General features: G+C 36.1%; 12 protein-coding genes and 1 pseudogene. 9 read left to right on the forward strand and 4 right to left on the reverse strand.

The window, feature by feature from the left end; all coding sequences use genetic code 11:
* A pseudogene (locus V7Z48_RS12190) lies at positions 1–198 on the reverse strand (polyprenyl synthetase family protein); the annotation flags it as partial.
* A gap of 122 nt (positions 199–320) precedes the next feature.
* On the opposite strand from V7Z48_RS12190, the gene V7Z48_RS12195 reads away from it, so the two are divergent.
* The 8 genes from V7Z48_RS12195 to V7Z48_RS12230 all read left to right on the forward strand — a co-directional run bounded on the left by V7Z48_RS12195 (position 321) and on the right by V7Z48_RS12230 (position 11,254).
* The gene (locus tag V7Z48_RS12195; RefSeq protein ID WP_334113815.1) at positions 321–935 is read left to right on the forward strand and encodes a TetR/AcrR family transcriptional regulator; all 615 of its coding nucleotides are present in this window, start codon (positions 321–323) and stop codon (positions 933–935) included.
* Positions 928–2,271, forward strand: a complete 1,344-nt coding sequence (locus tag V7Z48_RS12200; RefSeq protein ID WP_334113816.1) for a TolC family protein — start codon at positions 928–930, stop codon at positions 2,269–2,271. Before V7Z48_RS12195 ends, V7Z48_RS12200 begins: the two co-directional genes overlap by 8 nt.
* Before the next feature lie 25 nt (positions 2,272–2,296).
* Complete coding sequence (locus V7Z48_RS12205; protein ID WP_334113817.1) at positions 2,297–3,460, forward strand: efflux RND transporter periplasmic adaptor subunit; 1,164 nt, start codon at positions 2,297–2,299, stop codon at positions 3,458–3,460.
* Between the two features lie 12 nt (positions 3,461–3,472).
* Entirely contained in the window at positions 3,473–6,988 is a 3,516-nt protein-coding gene (locus V7Z48_RS12210) for an efflux RND transporter permease subunit (RefSeq protein ID WP_334113818.1), read from the forward strand.
* Positions 6,989–7,122: 134 nt separating this feature from the next.
* Positions 7,123–8,871: an aspartate--tRNA ligase gene (gene aspS / locus V7Z48_RS12215; RefSeq protein ID WP_334113820.1), complete on the forward strand. Its 1,749-nt coding sequence runs from the start codon at positions 7,123–7,125 to the stop codon at positions 8,869–8,871.
* Positions 8,872–8,920: 49 nt separating this feature from the next.
* Entirely contained in the window at positions 8,921–10,699 is a 1,779-nt protein-coding gene (locus V7Z48_RS12220) for a chloride channel protein (RefSeq protein ID WP_334113821.1), read from the forward strand.
* Between the two features lie 46 nt (positions 10,700–10,745).
* Complete coding sequence (locus tag V7Z48_RS12225; RefSeq protein ID WP_334113822.1) at positions 10,746–10,988, forward strand: hypothetical protein; 243 nt, start codon at positions 10,746–10,748, stop codon at positions 10,986–10,988.
* A 74-nt stretch (positions 10,989–11,062) separates the two neighbouring features.
* On the forward strand, positions 11,063–11,254 hold the full coding sequence (locus tag V7Z48_RS12230) for a cold-shock protein (RefSeq protein ID WP_334113823.1): 192 nt from the start codon (positions 11,063–11,065) through the stop codon (positions 11,252–11,254).
* Positions 11,255–11,309: 55 nt separating this feature from the next.
* On the opposite strand, the gene V7Z48_RS12235 is transcribed toward V7Z48_RS12230, so the two are convergent.
* Positions 11,310–11,759: a nucleoside deaminase gene (locus V7Z48_RS12235; protein WP_334113825.1), complete on the reverse strand. Its 450-nt coding sequence runs from the start codon at positions 11,757–11,759 to the stop codon at positions 11,310–11,312.
* Positions 11,760–11,771: 12 nt separating this feature from the next.
* A complete protein-coding gene (locus V7Z48_RS12240) occupies positions 11,772–14,420 on the reverse strand; it encodes a T9SS-dependent M36 family metallopeptidase (RefSeq protein WP_334113826.1) in 2,649 nt (882 codons plus the stop codon).
* A gap of 112 nt (positions 14,421–14,532) precedes the next feature.
* Here V7Z48_RS12240 and V7Z48_RS12245 point away from each other — a divergent pair, with 112 nt between their 5' ends.
* The gene (locus tag V7Z48_RS12245; RefSeq protein ID WP_334113827.1) at positions 14,533–16,320 is read left to right on the forward strand and encodes a 1-deoxy-D-xylulose-5-phosphate synthase; all 1,788 of its coding nucleotides are present in this window, start codon (positions 14,533–14,535) and stop codon (positions 16,318–16,320) included.
* On the opposite strand, the gene V7Z48_RS12250 is transcribed toward V7Z48_RS12245, so the two are convergent.
* Positions 16,298–16,465, reverse strand: coding sequence for a hypothetical protein (locus tag V7Z48_RS12250; RefSeq protein WP_334113828.1), 168 nt, complete (start codon positions 16,463–16,465; stop codon positions 16,298–16,300). The genes V7Z48_RS12245 and V7Z48_RS12250 overlap by 23 nt on opposite strands.
* Positions 16,466–16,635: the final 170 nt, after the last annotated feature.

Below are 16,635 nucleotides of genomic sequence, written 5' to 3' on the forward strand. Positions count from 1 at the left end.
TAGCGCTGCGTTTAATGCATCTTTAAAATTACCGCCAAAAATATCGGTTGTCATTAAGGTTAAAACTGGTCGCAAACGCTTGCCTCCTAGACTTAAAATATAAGATATGGGTTGATATAGGTTTTTTGGTTCGCTGAACGAATTGAATTCTTCTAAATGTTGGCTGAATTCATCTTGATAAAAGGCAATTGGCTTCATGTCACAAAAATAAATGAAATAGCAATATCAAAGTTTCAATATAAACTTAATGTTAATATATGATTAAAACTTTGAAAACTATTTTTGTTTTTAAAGTTTCCATTTGTAATTTTGTAGCCAATATGGAAAAAAAAATTTTAGAGAAATCGGCTGATTTATTTTTAACCTATGGTTTTAAAAGTATCACTATGGATGATATTGCCAACAGTCTCGGCATTTCAAAAAAAACCATTTATCAATATTACGATAACAAACACAAATTAGTTGAAGCAACTACCTTGCATTTATTCGATCAAATTTCTTATGGTATTAATCACATTTGCGAAGTACATGAAAATCCAATTGAAGAAATTTATGATATTAAAAATTTGGTCATGGTCCATCTGAAAGGAGAAAAAACCTCACCGCAATACCAACTCCAAAAATACTACCCAAAAATCTACAAAACATTAAAAAATAAGCAGTTTGATTTAATGCAAGACTGTGTTGTCAATAACCTGAAAAAGGGAATTGAACTGGGTTTATACCGTAAAACTATTGATGTTAATTTTATCGCACGACTGTATTTTAACAATATGATTTGCCTAAAAGATTACGATATATTTCCATTAGAATTATTTTCAATAAACGACTCCATGGACCACTATTTAGAATATCATATACGAGGTATTTGTACTGAAAAAGGTTTAAACGTATTAACACAAGTTATAGCAAAAGAAAAAACTAGTCATGATTAAAAAATATGTCACATACTGTTTGCTGTTGGTTTCTTCAACCTTTGTTTTCGCTCAGGAAACTATGAATTTCAGTTTGGCCGAAGCCATAGATTATGCCTTAGAAAACAACAGAATAGTTAAAAATGCCCAGCGCGATATCGAAGCTGCAAAAGAACAAAAATGGGAAACCACTGCTACAGGTTTACCGCAAATTGATGCCAATGTTGATTATCAAAACTTCCTAAAACAACAAATTTCACTTATCCCAGCTGAGTTTGTTGGTGGTGAACCTGGCGAATTCGCCGAAGTTATTTTTGGAACCAAACAAAACGTGAATGCCGCCATTACCTTGAGACAGCTGTTATTTGATGGGTCATATTTAGTCGGATTACAATCGGCCAAGGTGTTTTTAGAAATTTCAAAAAACGCTAAAGAAAAAACCGATTTAGAAGTACGAAAAGCAGTTATTAACGCATACGGCAACATGCTTTTAGCCCAAGAAACAGTCGATATTTTAGAAAAAAATACGGTGGTGCTTCAAAAAAATTTAAACGACATTCAAAAGATTTTTGAAAACGGTTTAGAAGAAGAAGAAAGTGTAGAGCAATTGCAAATTACGCTTGCAGGAGTTGAAAGTGCCCTCAATAACGCCAGTAGACTGAAAATAATTGCTAAAAATTTATTCAATCTCACAATTGGTTTAGATATAAATACCGATACTCGCCTTACCGAAAACTTAGAAGATCTAGCTGTCAACAACGTGTCCCTTGAACTTATAGACGCAAACGAAGACATTAATAACAACATAGATTACAAAATTGCTTTTAATGATAAAACCTCTAAAGACTTAATGCTTAAGCTTGAAAAAAGTAGAGGATTACCAAGCTTAAGTGGTTTTATAAACGGAGGCTATTTAGGTTTTAGCGACTCTTTTACCTTTTTAGATAGCGACCAACAATGGGCTGGTTTTTCGCTAGTAGGTGTTAGTTTAAATGTACCAATTTTTAGCTCTTTAGGTAGGTCAGCGGCAACCCAGCGTGCCAGAATTAATGTTGAAAAGGCAAAAGAAGATTTAATTCAAATAGAACAAGAATTAAAACTTGAAATCGCATCAGCCAAAAGCAACTATCAATTTTCAATTGAAGATTTCGACATAAAAAAACGGAGTTTAAAACTTGCCGAACGCATCGAACGAAAAAACGAAATTAAATTTTTTGAAGGTATCGCCTCAAGTTTTGATTTAAGACAAGCCCAAACACAATTATATGGGGCGCAGCAAGATTATTTACAATCTATGCTCGAAGTTATTACCAGAAAAGCAGACTTAGAAACCATTTTAAACATTACGAATAATTAATCAACGAACGCATAATATTACATTCATGAAAACATTTCACATAATCATTTTCAGTCTCGCTCTTATACTGATTTCCTGTGGTGATAACTCGACCGATAATTTAGAAACCGTTTTAAATTCAAATGATGCCACCGCTTTAAACACTAAGAAATTAGAATTGATTGAGGAACAAAAAGTACTCAACGACAAAATAAACACCATAAACACCAAACTTGAATCATTAAATGGCAACGAAAAACTTCCTTTAGTGAGCATTATAACTACCAAAGAAGAAAACTTCAAACATTTTGTAGAACTTCAAGGAAATGTAACTACCAAAAACCTAGTTGTTATCAACTCCGAATATGCTGGCATGCTACAACAAGTGCTAGTAAAAGAAGGACAAAAAGTAACAAAAGGACAATTACTAGCTAAAATTGACGATGGCGGATTAAGTCAGCAATTAGCGCAAATGCAAATTCAAACCGATTTAGCTAAAACAACTTTTGAAAGACAACAGCGTCTGTGGAAACAAAGTATTGGCAGTGAAATTCAGTATTTGCAAGCCAAATCAACTTTCGAAAGTCAGCAACAAGCCATTAGCCAAATGCAACAACAACTAGCAAAAACTAGTGTTACAGCACCATTTTCGGGAACCATAGATGATGTTATCACTGAACAAGGTAGCAATATCGCACCCGGCACACCTTTAATGAGATTGGTGTCATTAAAAGATATGTATATTGAAGTGGATGTACCTGAAACATATTTGACTGAAATCACCACTAATAAACTGGTTAATATTGAATTTCCTATTCTAAATTTAAATGTTGAATCGAAAGTACGTCAAGCTGGAAGTTTCATTAATGCAGCCAATCGCACTTATAAAATTGAAGTTGACATTCCGGAAAACCATCCAAACATCAAACCCAATTTAACCGCAAAACTTAAAATAAACGATTACACGAACAGCAATGCTATTTTAATTCCTCAAGATATTATTTCGGAAGATGCACAAGGCAACCAATATATTTATGTTGTTGAAAATATAAATGACAGCATCGGAACTGTAATAAGAACCAACGTCAAAACCGGAAAAACCCAAGGTGATATTATTGAAATACTTGACGGTTTAAAACCCAACACCTTTGTGATTAAAGAAGGGGCGCGACGTGTAAAGGAAGGACAAAACGTAAAAGTACAACAGTAGCAACACGAAACTATGACAAATTCAAGCAAGAATCTCTTCAAAGAGTTTAAACTGTCGTCTTGGGCTATTGCCAATAAAACCACAATGTATGTTTTGATATTGGTTATTTTGGTTCTCGGTATTTCAGCTTACTTCGGTATGCCGCGTGAAGATTTCCCAGAAATTAAAGAAACCAAAATTTATGTGAGTTCCATTTATCCTGGAAACACAGCCGAAGATATTGAGAAACTAATTACCAATCCCTTAGAAGACAAACTAAAAACGGTAAGTAATGTAGTTGAAGTTACCTCAACTTCACAGGAAGACTATTCCATTATAATAGTAGAGTTTGACGACGATATTTCAGTTGACGTTGCCAAACAAAAGGTTAAAGACCAAATAGACACCGAGGTAGCTAGCGAAGACTGGCCAATATTCAATAATGCAAAAGTAGACCCCAATGTGTTTGATTTAAGTCTTTCAGAAGAAATTCCAATTTTAAACATCAATCTATCTGGTGATTTTCCGACCGAAAAGCTTAAAGAATTTGCCGAATACTTAGAAGATGAAATAGAAAACCTCATCGAAATTAAACAAGCGGATATTCGCGGCGTACAAGATAAAGAGGTTGAAGTTGCTGTAGATATTTATAGAATGATGGCTTCGCAAGTGAGTTTTGATGATGTAATTGGCGCCATTAATGGCGGTAATGTAACAACCTCAGCAGGCAATTTAATTACAAGCGGACAAAGACGAACTATAAGAATTATCGGTGAAATTGACAATCCATATGATCTACAAAATTTTGTTGTTAAAGTTGAAAACAACAATCCTATCTACTTAAAAGATATAGCAGAAATAAATTTTAAAGAAAAAGATAAAACCACTTTTGCCCGCAAAGATGGTGAGCAAGTAGTGATGCTTGATGTTAAAAAACGGGCTGGCAAAAACATGGTTGAAGCTACAGAAAAAGTGAAAGCCATCGTCCAGAATGCAATTGATAACAATGTATTCCCTAAAAACCTCGAGGTTACTATCACTAATGATTTATCCGACAAAACAATAAGCCAAGTACAAGATTTGGTCAACAATATTATTTTCGGAGTGATTTTGGTGGTAACGGTTTTAATGTTTTTTCTTGGATTTAAAAATGCACTATTCGTTGGATTCGCCATTCCAATGTCGATGTTTATGTCCTTAATGATTTTAAGTGCCTTAGGTTATACCTTGAACACCATGATTTTGTTTGGATTAATTATGGGTCTCGGTATGCTGGTTGACAACGGTATCGTGGTGGTTGAAAATGTATATCGACTCATGGAAGAAGAAGGCATGTCCCGTGTTGAAGCCGCTAAAAAAGGTATTGGTGAAATTGCCTACCCTATTATAATTTCAACTGTTACAACAGTAGCCGCATTTGTACCACTTGGTTTATGGCCCGGATTATTTGGTCAATTTATGAAGTATTTTCCGATAACCTTATCTGTTGTTTTGGGGTCATCGCTTGTGGTAGCGATCTTTTTCAATTCGGTTTTGGTTTCGAAATTTATGACCGTAGAAGACAAGGAAATGCCCTTAAAACGCATCATTGCCTTGTCGTCAATCGTTGGTGGAATCGGATTAATCATTCTTCTGTTCGGTGGCGCATATCGCGGTTTAGGAAGTGTCATGGTGTTTAGTGCTATTATGCTATGGGTATATCGCTTAATATTAAGAAAAGCTGCCAATCGCTTTCAAAAAAGAACCCTTTCCAAGCTTGAAAACTACTACGAAAAAACGCTGCGATTTTCACTCTATTCATGGAAGCCTTATGCCATTGTAGCTGCAACTTTTGTGTTATTAATCCTTTCATTTGCAGGTTTTGGCGTTTCAGTTGATAGTCAAAGAACAAAGATTGAATTCTTTCCAGACAATAAACCGAATCAAATTATTGTCTATATTGAATATCCTGAAGGCACCGAAATCAATAAAACCAATGAAATCACCAAATCAATTGAACAACGCGTTTACCGGATTCTAAATAATGAGGTTTACATGGATGGCGATTATAATTATATGGTTGAAAGTGCTGTTTCTCAAGTAGGTGAAGGTGCTGGCAATCCCCAAACCGACGGCGGCTCGGCGGCCGAAATGCCACATAAGGGCAAAATAACTGCCTCAATGCGTCAGTTCAAGTATCGACGCGGACAAGACAGTGAAGCTTTGCGACAAAAAGTACAAGAAGCTTTGACTGGGATTTACCCTGGTGTACTAATTTCGGTTGAAAAGGATGCCAACGGACCACCAGCAGGCTCTCCTATCAACATTGAGCTTGAAGGTAAAGATTACGACCAACTTATCGAAACGGCAGAAAACATGCGCCGTTTTATAAACAACCAAAACATACCTGGTATAGACGAACTAAAAATTGACGTTAATAAAGACAAACCAACCATGCAAGTTATTGTTGATAGACAAAAAGCTGGTGAACTTGGAGTGAGTTCTGGTCAAGTAGGTATGCAGTTGCGCAATTCCATTTTCGGAGCAAAGGCAGGTATTTATAAAAAAGATGGTGATGATTTCGATATTTATGTTCGTTTCAATGAGGAATTACGATATAATACCAGTGCTATTTTTAATCAAAATATCACCTTTAGAGATATGGCATCTGGTCAGATAAGGAACATTCCCGTATCAGCTCTTGCAAGTCAGACTAATACAAGTGGATTTAGTGCAATCAAACACAGAGATGCCAAACGGGTTGTAACCGTTTATTCAGCCTTGGCAGCTGGTTTTGTAGATGCCGCCGCCGTGGTTAATGATATTCAAAAGGAAATGGAGAGTTTTAGCCAAATGCCAGAGGGTATAAAGATTGACTACACCGGTCAAATTGAAGAACAAAATAAACAACAAAGCTTTTTAGTTGGTGCATTTTTCAAAGGTTTAGGACTTATATTCTTTATTCTTATTTTTCAGTTCAACTCAATTTCTAGACCTGCAATTATCATGTTGGCTATATTTTTAAGTTTAATTGGTGTGTTTGGTGGACTAATGATTACTGGTTGGTCGTTTGTAATTATGATGACTATGATGGGTATTATTTCTCTCGCTGGTATTGTGGTGAACAATGGGGTTGTTCTTTTAGATTATGCCCAATTATTAATCGACAGAAAGAAGGACGAACTCAATATTGAAGATTCCGAATACCTGCCAAAGGAGCATCTTTTCGAAACGATTGTAAGAGCTGGAAAAGCAAGATTACGCCCAGTTTTATTAACCGCTGTGACTACAATTTTAGGATTAATTCCATTAGCTATCGGTTTAAATATCAACTTTTTTACCCTTTTTCAAGATTTTGACGCCAACATTTATGTTGGTGGCGATAATGTTATATTCTGGGGACCTTTAGCATGGACCGTTATTTTTGGATTGGTAGTGGCAACCTTTTTAACCTTGGTTGTGGTGCCCATATTATTCTACCTTTCTATGTTACTAAAAATCTGGTTTAAAAAAACATTTAGGTCCGAATTTGAACCTAATCATCAAGACCCTGTTGTTCTAGAAGATTAATCTTTTAGAATAATCCAGATTAATAGCTTAAAAGGCCATTACAATTGTAGTGGCTTTTTTTAGTTAATACTCGCTAAACTTCATTAAATTTGCCTCTTTAAAATTGAATAATATCCTGAATTAATTCTAATTATATGTACAGAAGTCATAACTGTGGAGAATTGAGAGCATCGCACATCGACACTGAAGTAACCCTTTCCGGATGGGTCCAAAAATCAAGGGACAAAGGATTTATCATTTGGATAGATTTACGCGATCGTTATGGGGTTACCCAGTTAGTTTTTGATGAAGAACGCACGCCTAAAGCTGTTTTTAGTCAAGCAGAAAGTTTGGGTAGAGAATTTGTGATTCAGGTAAAAGGAACCGTGATTGAACGGGCTTCAAAAAATCCCAACTTACCAACTGGCGATATCGAAGTATTGGTAAAAGAACTTACTGTTTTAAATACTTCATTATTACCACCATTTACCATAGAAGACCAAACCGATGGTGGCGACGAGCTACGCATGAAATATCGTTATTTAGATATTAGAAGAAATCCTGTGAAAAACAATTTGATTTTTAGACACAAAGTAGCCCAGGCTGTTAGAAATTATTTGTCATCAAAAGATTTTATAGAAGTAGAAACACCTTACCTTATCAAATCAACTCCCGAAGGTGCACGCGATTTTGTGGTACCATCTCGTATGAATGAAGGTCAGTTTTATGCCTTGCCACAATCGCCACAAACCTTCAAGCAGTTATTGATGGTTGGCGGTATGGACAAGTATTTTCAAATTGTAAAATGCTTTAGAGACGAAGATTTACGAGCTGACAGACAACCTGAATTTACGCAAATAGATTGCGAAATGGCTTTTGTGGAACAAGAAGATATTCTAGACACTTTTGAAGGCTTAACAAGACATCTACTTAAAGAAATTAATGGTGTTGATGTAGCAAAATTCCCAAGAATGACCTATGACGATGCCATGCGACAATACGGCAACGATAAGCCCGATATAAGATTTGGAATGCAGTTTGGCGAATTAAACGAGGTTTCACAACATAAAGATTTTAACGTTTTTAATACTGCTGAATTGGTGGTTGGAATTGCAATACCAGGTGGAAATTCATTAACCAGAAAAGAAATTGACCAACTTACCGATTGGCTAAAACGCCCTCAAATTGGCGCTTTAGGAATGGTATATGTGCGGTGTAACGACGACGGAAGTTATAAATCGTCCGTAGATAAATTTTACGATGAAACTGACTTGAAGCAATGGGCCGAAATCACCAAAGCCAAAACAGGTGACTTAATTTGTGTGCTATCGGGAAACACTAACAAAGTTAGAGCGCAACTCAGCGCTTTACGTATGGAAATGGCCACACGATTGGGCTTGAGAAAGCCTAACGAATTTGCACCACTTTGGGTTGTAGATTTCCCTTTATTAGAATGGGATGAAGACACAAAGCGTTTTCATGCGATGCACCATCCATTTACCTCGCCAAAACCAGGACAATTAGAATTGCTAGACACTAATCCATCTGAAGTAAAAGCAAATGCTTACGACTTGGTACTAAACGGTAATGAAATTGGCGGTGGTTCTATTAGAATTCACGACAGAGCTACTCAGGCAATCATGCTAAAACACTTAGGTTTTACAGATGAACAAGCCAAAGCACAATTCGGATTTTTAATGGATGCATTCGAATTTGGCGCGCCACCACACGGCGGTATTGCTTTCGGATTAGATCGTTTGGTTGCTATCCTAGGTGGACAAGAAACTATTAGAGATTTTATTGCCTTTCCTAAAAACAATTCAGGACGAGATGTGATGATCGATGCACCAGCACCTCTTGATGACGAGCAATTAAAAGAATTGCACTTAAAACTCAATATATAATCCATTACTAAAATCCTGTTTATGCAGGATTTTTTGATAGATTTACTTTATGGAACAATCAAAGTTTTTCAAGCAAATACTTATTTGGAGATATAAGTACATCTCAGAAAAAAACTTTGTGTATTTCCTTGCTATTTTAATCGGTTTACTTTCTGGGCTGGTTTCTGTATTGCTCAAAAACATCACTTTTGGAATTCAGAAAGTTCTTAAATATGGCATAACGATTTCCGATAATCAGTTGTATTTTATTTTACCCATTATTGGGCTGCTACTAGTTTATTTGTTTATTAAATACGTCGCCAAGCAGGATGTTGGGCATAGTCTTTCTAACGTTCTGTATTCCATTTCTAAAAAAGATGGTATACTCAGCAAAAAAAGTATGTATTATCCGCTAATTACGGCGCCACTTACGGTTGGTTTTGGTGGTTCGGTTGGGTTACTTGGCCCGGCGATTGCTTCAGCCGCATCGGTCAGTTCTAATGTGAGTAGATGGTTTCATGCCGATAGAAAAATTAGAAGTTTACTTATTGGCTGCGCTGCTGCAGGTGCCATAGCATCCATATTCAAATCGCCCATCGCTGCTATTATTTTCGCCATTGAAGTGTTTAGTTTAGATTTAACTTTTGCTTCATTGCTGCCATTGTTGATGGCCTCCATTTCTTCGGTGCTCACCTCCTATTTTTTCTTGGGAGATGATGTGATTTTCAACTTTATGGTTTCGGATAAATTTGAAATAAAAGACACGTTATTTTTTGTAGTACTCGGCATAGGTACTGGCATTGCTTCTATTTATTTCTCAAAAATTCACTTTAAGATCACCTCACTTTTTAGTCTATTAAAATCGCGACGGCAAAAATTAATTATTGGAGGTTTGGCTATTGGCGTCATGCTCTATTTTATTCCGCCACTCTATGGTGAAGGATTTGGTTTTATCAACGATTTAATGGCTGGCGACCATATTAAGGCATTGGGTAAAACTCCTTTCGATAGCTACTTAGATAATATTTGGGTAGTGATTTTACTATTAATTGGGATAACTATTTTTAAAGCTATTGCCATGACAACTACCTTGGCGGCTGGCGGCAGCGGTGGTATAATCATTCCTACCTTAGTTATGGGTAGTGCTTTGGGAAATGTGGTTGCCAAAATTATCAATAATATTGGTTTTGAGTTTTCGGTTTCTGAATCTAATTTTACTTTGGTTGGAATGGCTGGTTTAATAGCTGGCGTACTCCATGCACCACTAACTGCTATATTCTTAATTGCCGAAATAACCGGCGGTTACCAACTGTTTGTACCACTAATGATCACAGTATCGATGTCGTTCATAATCACGAAAAACAGCTTAGAATATACCATTTACAATAAGGAACTTGCCGAAAAAGGTGCTTTACTTACCCAAGACAAAGATAAAAATGTACTCACCTTAATGAAACTTGACAATGTTATTGAGAAAGATTTTATTCAGTTACACCCTGAAATGACGCTTGGGGATATGCTGATGAAAGGTGTGTCGAAATCCAGTAGAAATTTGTTTCCTGTTACTAATGAACACGGGCAATTTATGGGAATTATTTTGTTAGATAATATAAGATCAGTAATGTTCGACCAAAGTCTATACGAATCAACAACTGTAGAAACTTTTATGCACAGTCCACCTGATTTCATTATTTATGAAAAAGACGATATGAAAGCCGTTATGGAAAAGTTTCAAAGCTCGAAAGCTTGGAATCTGCCCGTAATAAAAGACAACAAATATTATGGTTTTGTTTCAAAGTCTAAACTACTCACTGCTTATCGCAATGAATTGATTAACTTTACATCTTGAAATAGAGCTATCGGCTAATTATAAATTCTACTGAACTTTTAAGGAAATGAAAACGCTAATATGGATATGCTTTATTGCTTCTTTTGGAGCAATATTATTCGGCTTCTTTACCGAATACGAGTACTCGCAAAAAATTATTGGTTTTGGGGTTATTGGGTTATTTTTTGTTGTGTTTCCGCTGTTTTCATACTACCGTTGGAAAGACAAAAAAGTAGAAGACTATATGCTTACTAAAGAAAATATTGATAAAATGCGTGAAAATCAGCGTAAAAGCAAATACGACATTTGAAAAATTTTCATTCAATTTCGGCTTGTATCCAATTTAATTATACCTTTATATTATAATTTTTTATTTTTATTAGCATGACTGGAACAGTTAAATTTTTTAATGAATCGAAAGGATTTGGATTCATCACCAACGACACAACACGCAAGGACATCTTCGTACATGTGTCTAGCCTAAACGGATTAAACCTAAAAGAAGGTGACAAAGTAGAGTTTTCTGAAGAAGATGGCAGAAACGGAAAAGTTGCCGCGAATGTGAAGAAAATCTAATTTCTATACAGGTTTTTAATGTTGAAAACGCCCGGTGATAACTAGGCGTTTTTTGTTAATTCAAATTTCTTTTAGCTATAAAAAACCGTCGCATAATTTCTTGTGCTTCCGTTTCTAAAACACCCCCAACCATTACTGTTTTTGGGTGTAACTTTGAATTAAGCGCAATGCAACCTCTAGTTTCATCTCGCGCACCATAAACAATTCTACTGATTTGTGACCAGTACAAAGCTCCAGCGCACATTTGACACGGTTCTAAAGTAACATAAAGCGTACATCCATGCAAATATTTACCTCCTAGATAGTTGGCTGCAGCTGTTATAGCTTGCATTTCGGCATGCGCGGTAACGTCGTTTAACATTTCTGTCAAGTTGTGCGCTCTGGCAATAATTTTATTATCTACAACGATTACCGCTCCAACAGGAACTTCATTTTTTGAATACGCCAATTCAGCTTCTTGAAAAGCTCTTTTCATGAAATACACATCGTCATAAATCAGCTCCATTTTTAATAGTGATTATCGCTTGATGATTTTTTCAGTAATGTTGAACCCTTCTCCAACAATTGAAATAAAATACCAGCCTGAGTTCAATCTAGTAACATCGATTTGAACATCCAAGTCTAAATTAATGTTCAAATTTTGAATTAATCTACCATTTATATCATAAATGGACAGAGCTGCTTCACCGTAATACGACGAAGATGAAATATTGATAAAGTTTTCAGTTGGATTTGGATAAATTTTAAATGAGTTCCTTATAAAGTCATCGGTGCTTAAGCTATTACAACTCTCTAATGTTTCTAAAAAACTCGGGGGCAACGTAAAATCCTGAAGCTGGTCATTTCTTTCAGTACTCAAGCCTTGATCGGCATTAAAACCCATGCCACGTTGAGCAAAAACCTCCCAAATTAAACATTGATCTTCACCACCAGTAAGCGCTAATTCTGCGGCAAGAATAGCATCTCTTCCATCGATAAAACCTGGTTGGCATGGCTGTAATTTCAGTCCATCCAAAACTACCTGCATTACTTTATTATTACCACCATTTCCATTGTACAAATCTGGGTCAAATCCGTATTTATCAATATATGCCCATGTTAGATCCCAGAGAGTGGTTGCCCATACAAATCCAACCCCATGAGGAACTGATAATCCTGGATTATTCGTATCATTATATGTGAATGGATTAACAGCGAAATCAGTAGAATACCTTGCGGGTCTGATACCACTGCCGTTTGTGTTTTGCCCAATAACATAGGTGCCAATACCACGACCCATTTCAGGAATATCTGAAGATTTCATAGTGACCATTAAACCGAGCCAATCAGACCATCCCTCGCCCATTTGTTCACTATTAAATAAGCAATTAACTGTAGCCGGTCCTGCTGTTAATCTCGTTGATATACCATGCCCGTATTCATGGGCGATGATAGCATTATCAAAATCACCATCTTTTTGATAAGGCGGTGCAGCGACCAAGGATGCATTAATGGTTTCGCCGTTTATTAATGCTGTGATTATTTGTTCGCCTATAGTTTGATTCACCATTATGGAAGGAATTGTAACTTGTTGACCAACCGCTCCAGGACCCATAGCAATTGGGGCATCAGGAACATTGTTTACCATAATTACCGCGAGTGCACCCTCGTTCTCTGCTGCAAGAACTTTAGCTCCAAATTCACAACCACCTCGACGTATAACCACAATTTTACCGTTTAAACTACTTCCGTTAAAAATGGCGTCGCAGGCATCAAAAAAATCAGTTGAAGCGCCTGAATTATCATCAATTGCTAGAGCCAAATTTTCTGTTAAAGGTGTTGGAGATAGTGGGTCACCAAAGGTGGCTGAAACTCCTGTGTATTCACCTGCTAAATTTCCGCTGTTGATAATAAACGGATTGCCGGCCGGACCAGAACCAGTCCACAAAAACATAGTCATTCCAGGGTTCTGACCATCTGGCGGTGTTCCAAATGTCGCGTTATTTAAGCCACTTCCATCTTGTGCGTCGGCAAAAACAAAATCACCCCCTAAACCGCCTTTCCCATAATTGTTTTCTTGAAAATTCCCGCTCTGTTCGTCAAAACCGTAATGATAAAATATATCATGCATCAAATTATTAGCATAGAACAAATTGGTTATTGCCGCATCTTCATAAAAAGCTGGTGGTTGATTTAAATTTAATTCGAAATCAAAATTTAATGCCGCAGTTCCGTCAGGTGAAAACCCGACTTGATTTGTGCCGCTTCTATCTTCTTGTGCCCAAACATTATTGCCTCTTGTAATTGTAAATTCTGGACCTGCAACACCATCCGTATCATGCCAGCCAAAAGGTGATGCTAGCTCACTCGCTGGCTCTATGACAAGTTGTCTAGAACCATGTATCGGGCTTTCTACAGGAAACGGAAAGACATTGTATTGCGAATTATCATTTGCAGTTAACATTGAAGCGGCATTGCTCATTGAAAATTCTTGTGGGATTTCCACATGTTGATGTGTTTCATGATTGGCATCGCCAAAGTTACAGGTCACAATAAAATCTTGTACATCTAAAATTTCTCCATTAACAGCATCCAATCGTACTGTCCACCAATTTCTAGCAGATAAATCATAAATACTTAAATCCCAAACTAATACTAGTCTTCCTGCATTATTGTGAAATAACATGAGTTCAACCGGAATATCAACCCGTGAAATATTACCAGAACTGAACAAAAATTTATTGTTTACATAAGTTTTTAGATTTACATTCTGCACAGCCGATAAACCAAGATGTACTGCTAATTTTTCAATCGCATTCTGTGCGGTTATTTGAGGCGATGTTGTATTGACCTTTTCGGCGACACCTCCTAAAAATCTATTGGCAAAATAGAACACCTTTTCGTCCTTGATAGCTAAACTGGAAATGGCATTATAAATTTTAATACCTTGAAACTGCTGATTTAAATACAAATGGGTGATTTTTGTGCTTTTAGAGTACACTTCATTTTGTATTAATAAATCTTGAATATCTGGATTTGTTAAGTTATGGGATGAAAGATGTTCTTCTAAATAGTTATTTACCAATGGCTCAAAAGGTGAATTAGTTAGTTGAACTTGGGCATTTAAAGTGGAAATAAACCAGAATATTATAACCACGAAACCGTAAGGAGTGTACTTTTTTGTCATAAAATAATTTTTCTTTTTCGCGCTTAATTACGAAAACGAAACTAGGCAATTTACAAATATTTATAATAAATGTTTACATCCTATTTCATAATTTTACCAATTGGAATATTTTATGACTTACACATATTTAAATAGTATTAACTCACCTAAAGATCTTAGACACCTTAATTCACTTGATCTTAAGCGATTAATAGAAGAGTTGCGACATTTCATCATCAATATAGTAGCTACCAAGGAAGGTCATTTGGGTGCAAGCCTCGGTGTGGCCGAGTTAAGTGTAGCACTTCATTTTGTCTTCAATACACCCGAAGATTTACTTATTTGGGATGTTGGGCATCAAGCTTACTGTCATAAAATCTTAACTGGTAGGCGCGATAATTTTCAAACCAATAGACAACTTAACGGTATTAGTGGTTTTCCAAAACGTGAAGAAAGTGTTTATGATACTTTTGGCACTGGACATTCATCCACTGCTATTTCAGCTGCTTTAGGTATGGCCATTGCATCGCAATTAAAAGGCGAAACCGAAAAACAACATATTGCAGTTGTGGGCGATGCTTCAATAGCAAGCGGTATGGCATTTGAAGGTTTAAACCATGCTGGTGTAACCAACGCTAATTTATTGGTAATTCTAAACGATAATGCCATTGGAATTGACCCTAGCGTTGGCGCACTTAAACAATATTTAACCAATGTTAAAAAAGGCGTCAACGGTCAAGATAATATTTTTGAAGCTTTAAAATTCGACTACACAGGACCAATAAACGGACATGATCTTGATACTTTAATTATGGAACTACAACATTTAAAAAGCGTAAAAGGGCCTAAACTGCTTCACGTTATTACGACCAAAGGAAAAGGACTTAAGCAAGCCGAAGAAAATCAGGTGATCTATCACGCTCCAGGAAGATTCAATGCGATTACAGGAGACATAGATAAAAAAGCCGAAACCATTCAGCCACCTAAATTTCAGGATGTTTTTGGGCATACTATTGTAGAACTTGCCAAACTAAATGATAAAATTATTGGAATAACTCCTGCCATGCCAACAGGTAGTTCTTTAAAATATATGATGCACGAAATTCCAGAACGTGCTTTTGATGTAGGAATTGCTGAACAACATGCCGTTACCTTCGCGGCGGGTATGGCAACGCAAGGGTTTATCCCATTTTGTAATATTTATTCAACATTTCTTCAACGCGCTTACGACCAGGTTATTCACGATGTGGCGTTACAAAATCTACCAGTAATTTTTTGTTTAGATCGCGCAGGATTGGTTGGTGAAGATGGTGCTACACATCATGGTGTTTTTGATTTGGCGTATTTAAACTGTATTCCAAATCTTATTATTGTTGCACCGAGAAATGAAGTGGAATTACGAAACATAATGTACACTTCCCAATTGGGTTTAAAACAGCCGATTGCCATTCGATATCCTCGTGGTCGTGGCACGGAAATAGATTGGAAGCAACCTTTTTCACAAATAAAGATTGGTAAAGGTTTATGTTTGAAAAAAGGAACTAAAATTGGGGTAATTTCACTAGGAGCCACCGCAAACGATGTTCAAATAGCGATTTCTAATTGTACAAATCCTGAAGCAATTGCTCATTATGACTTGAGATTTATGAAGCCATTAGACACTGGTCTGCTCAAAGAGATTTTCAGCAATTTTCAAGATGTAATAACCATTGAAGACGGCTGTTTAATAGGCGGTTTTGGCACTTTAATTAAAAACTTTGCCTTCGATAATAAATATAATGCTAACATTATAAGCATGGGAATTCCAGATAAATTTATTGAACATGGAACTGTCAATGAACTTAAAGCATTGGCTGCCATAAGTCATGAAGCAATTCTCATAGAAATTGATAAAATGCTTAATCTTCCTCGTCTAAAGTAGCGAGGTTTGGATGGTTATTCTCATCGTAGATTTCAACATTTTGAGTCGGTTGGGCTTTACCACTTTTGGTAATATCCTCAATCATTAAAAATAGAGCGACCGCCACAAACAAGATAACAAATGCTCCTAAAATGTTTTTTTTCATAATAAAAGATTCAGGGTTGACACTTCAAATATATAAATTTATCGCTAAAACGCAAAAATAATCGATAAAATTAACATTTAAACGCATTATCCCATCTAATTTCAAAAGTAATTATTGCCAAAACCTGTTTGAAACTATTTAAATTAAAGTTATTGAATAGGATATCAACA

Origin of the sequence: Paucihalobacter sp. (genome assembly GCF_036825875.1) — a bacterium.
Classification (GTDB): domain Bacteria; phylum Bacteroidota; class Bacteroidia; order Flavobacteriales; family Flavobacteriaceae; genus Paucihalobacter.